General features: G+C 39.5%; 3 protein-coding genes and 1 pseudogene. 3 read left to right on the top strand and 1 reads right to left on the bottom strand.

Annotated features, from left to right (window positions below; genetic code table 11):
* Positions 1-251: 251 nt before the first annotated feature.
* Together IM450_RS16445 and IM450_RS16440 are read left to right on the top strand one after the other, a co-directional pair.
* Complete coding sequence (locus IM450_RS16445; protein ID WP_287666528.1) at positions 252-1178, top strand: class I SAM-dependent methyltransferase; 927 nt, start codon at positions 252-254, stop codon at positions 1176-1178.
* Between the two features lie 14 nt (positions 1179-1192).
* Complete coding sequence (locus IM450_RS16440) at positions 1193-1846, top strand: HupE/UreJ family protein (protein ID WP_287666531.1); 654 nt, start codon at positions 1193-1195, stop codon at positions 1844-1846.
* A gap of 181 nt (positions 1847-2027) precedes the next feature.
* On the opposite strand, the gene IM450_RS16435 is transcribed toward IM450_RS16440, so the two are convergent.
* The gene (locus tag IM450_RS16435; RefSeq protein ID WP_287666534.1) at positions 2028-3032 is read right to left on the bottom strand and encodes a helix-turn-helix domain-containing protein; all 1005 of its coding nucleotides are present in this window, start codon (positions 3030-3032) and stop codon (positions 2028-2030) included.
* A 198-nt stretch (positions 3033-3230) separates the two neighbouring features.
* On the opposite strand from IM450_RS16435, the pseudogene IM450_RS16430 reads away from it, so the two are divergent.
* Positions 3231-3504, top strand: a pseudogene (locus tag IM450_RS16430) (hypothetical protein); the annotation flags it as partial.

Genomic DNA, 3504 nt, shown 5'->3' with positions numbered 1-3504 from the left:
AAGTAGGTAGGCTTTAAAAATTATCAGACACCCCCCTTATCAAGGGTAGGGTTGATTCATGAATCAACCCTACCTTATCAAGGGAGGCAGGGGGGATCGAACCTAAAATCCATTTTTAATTTAATTATAACCAGCTACTTATTAACCGAGCAGTATTAAATGGCGGTGACAGTGCTGTTTTTTCACTGATTACTGATTACTGATCACTGTTATAAGATGAAAAAGGGAAAATTTACGATCGAAGCTTTTCTATGACAGTTACACCCGTTCCAGCCTCCTTTAATCCTGTTTCTGGTCTAGTTAACCGTATTCTCGGCATAAAACCGCTTTTTGACATCGCTCGCTATCAGGCGCGCAATATGATGATTAAAAGAGCCGAAAAACTAGGCGTACCTTGGCGGGAAACCGTCAAACAATGGCAACAAAGGGATTGGAGTCGGGAACTGCAAGCGGTAGAAAATCCCGATCTCGTCTATCCCGAATACTATGTTTGTTCTTTCCACGCTTACGAAAAGGGCAATTTAGACTGGTTGCCAGCTTTTGAGGTAGAATCTGCCGCCTATGCTGTCCATTCTACCATCTGGCCCGGGGCGGGGATTGACGGCGATCCGCGATTGCGGCGGGAATATCACCGGATATTGAAGGAGCAAATCAAGGCAGAAATTAACGATATTGTCGATTTAGGCTGTAGTGTCGGCATGAGCAGCTTTGCGCTGCAAGATACTTATCCGCAAGCGCGGGTAACTGGGTTAGATCTCTCTCCCTACTATTTAGCCGTTGCCCAATACCAAGCTCAACAAAAACAAAAGACGATTCAATGGCAACACGCAGCCGCGGAAAAAACTCAATTACCCAGTCAGTCCTACGATCTGGTATCTTCGTTTTTAATGTTCCACGAACTACCCCAACAGGCTACTAGAGAAATTTTCGCCGAAGCGCGTCGTTTATTGCGATCGGGAGGTTATTTGACGCTGATGGATATGAATCCGCGCTCGGAAATTTATCGAAAAATGCCCCCTTATGTCCTAACCTTACTCAAGAGTACCGAACCCTATCTCGATCAATATTTTACTCTCGATATCGAACGGGCATTAGTTGAAGCGGGGTTTCAAACACCGATCATTACCCCCACCAGTCCCCGACACCGGGCGATTGTTGCGCGGGTTTCCGAATCATAATTTTGAGGTAATCAATGAAGATAATTTTTCGTCAAAGCTGGACAAGGATATTAACTATTGTCCCTCTCTTCCTGTTAATTTTTGCCAGCAAAACCCTCGCCCATCATGCCATGGCAGGGCAAACTCCCGATAATTTTTGGAATGGATTTTTATCGGGTTTAGCTCACCCAGTTATCGGTTTAGATCATTTAGCTTTTGTGGTGGCTAGTGGTTTAATTGCTGTGGGGATGGAACAGGGTTTATTAATTCCGATCGCTTTTGCGATTGCTACTTTAATCGGGACGGGGATTCATTTACAGGGAATAAATTTACTTTTTCCTGAAGGGATTGTTGCCCTTTCTGTGGTGATTTTTGGACTAATTTTAACCCTGAAAAAAGGTTTACAAACTCATTCTAATCTCTATACGATCGCTCTGGCAACTCTGGCAATGATTGCGGGAATTTTCCACGGTTATGCCTACGGAGAATCAATTATCGGGGCGCGAGTTGCCGCTTTAGTTGCCTATTTAATCGGTTTTACCGTCATCCAATTAGCGATCGCATCTGGTGCTTTTTTCCTTGGCAGTGTCATCAAGGAAAAATTAGCCAAGCAAGCAACTCTAATTAGCAAGTTAATCGGATTGGCAATTATGGCGATCGGTACAACTTTTTTAGTGGGAATTAAGTAAATTAATCTCGGTGGGGCTAATTATTAATGGCTCTCTTGAGGTTATGAGATCGAAGAAAGGGCGTACAATATACGCCCCTACCAAACAAGTACGGGAGAGCCGCTCAATTGAAAGAGGAGTTAGGAATTGAGTTCTCGAAATAAATCTAAAAATAATCCTCATTCCTACCCCTACTATTTTTTTAGGTTTCCGAGGGGAAGTAACCAAACAGTTTTTTATAATCAGAGGCCAGATATCCTCGATGAAAAAAACCTAATTCTTCGGCAATTTCATAAACTAATTTTGTCTGATTATTTTGTTTAAGAGATTGATGTAAAGCATTAAGACGAAGCAATTTAAAATAATTGTAAGGAGACATTTGATAGAAGTCTTTAAATATATATTCTAAGGTGCGTTGACTTACTTCTAAGTCTTGACAAATCGCTGGAATAGTCAGATCAGAACGCAGATTTTTTCTCATCATTTCTTCTGCTTTTTTGAGGATAGAGGTGCGTCTGATAGCGTTTTTAGGGGTTTTAATATATTTGGTTACTGCTAAAGTCAAAAGAAAATCTTTGACAATTTCTTCTTTTAATTTTTGACCGACAAAATTCAATCTTAATGCTTTTCTTTTCCCAGATATTTGTTGACGATCTAAATTAAATAGCATTTGATAAAGTTGATGACAAGATTGTTGGAGATGACGAATTTTTTCCGATGGGCAAATCACAATAGAAGAAGTGGAAGAATTTAAAAACTTTTTCGCTTCTGGTAGCTCTAAAGTTTGGCACAATTGTTGCAGATAATTATCATGAACGTAAAGCTGAAAACGATTAGAAAAAGGATGCTGAAAAACGGAAATTTCTGATTTAGGGGGTATAATCCCCAGATAGTTATTTTCTAATGGATACAAATTTTGGAAGAAGACAGAATTCACCTGAACAGGAATCGCAAAAACCCACATTTTAGAATGGACTACTCCCGCAACATTCGTTAAACAATTACGTTGCGATAATTCTAACATCACTTCATCGATGATGATCCTTGAAAGATACCCTTCAAAATGATCACCACTGAGTTGTAAAGCATCTACGTTGACAAATTCTCGATTCTGAAAATAGCGAGAAAAGTCACAAACATATTCACTTTTAAAGGTTAATTCCTGAGAATTAATTAAAATATTGGTTTTATTGTCAAAAATAAACATCTATATAATTACTTGGTTATTGAGTGAAATTAAGCTTTTTTGCCCATCAATTTAAAAACTTGCGTTTTTTGGATCATCTTAGCATAGAGGACTGAGTAGTATGAATTATAGCAAAGTTGATTTATTAATTTTGTCCATCAGTGTAATTCCAGTTAAATCTCTCACTTTTTTCCGTTATCGATTACCAAGGAGATTTCGATGGCTAAACAATATATGCCCCTTGAAGATTGCTCTGGGTCTGCGGTAGTGGGTGGAGAAATTCCTCAATTACGTCCCCCGGCATTTTCTGATAACTCAAAATATACCACATTTACCTATACCTATTATCCGAGGGGATTGGAAATTTCCGATAGCTATATTTATTATCCAGGAGGATCAGAAATTTCCGAAGCTGTTGCCTGGGAAATCCCTACGTTCGCCGTTCCCCCGACAAATTATCTAGGGGGATTGGAAATTTCCGATAGCTATATTT

Origin of the sequence: Microcystis sp. M083S1 (assembly GCF_020246405.1) — a bacterium.
Lineage (GTDB): Bacteria > Cyanobacteriota > Cyanobacteriia > Cyanobacteriales > Microcystaceae > Microcystis > Microcystis aeruginosa_C.
The sequence above is the reverse complement of the archived record's forward strand: the minus strand, read 5'-3'. Positions and strand labels throughout refer to the sequence as shown.

Excerpts from the sequence above, each read along its gene's own strand:
- IM450_RS16440 (WP_287666531.1), top strand. The coding sequence starts at position 1,193 with ATGAAGATAATTTTTCGTCAAAGCTGGACAAGGATATTAACTATTGTC.
- IM450_RS16445 (WP_287666528.1), top strand. The coding sequence starts at position 252 with ATGACAGTTACACCCGTTCCAGCCTCCTTTAATCCTGTTTCTGGTCTA.
- IM450_RS16435 (WP_287666534.1), bottom strand. The coding sequence starts at position 3,032 with ATGTTTATTTTTGACAATAAAACCAATATTTTAATTAATTCTCAGGAA.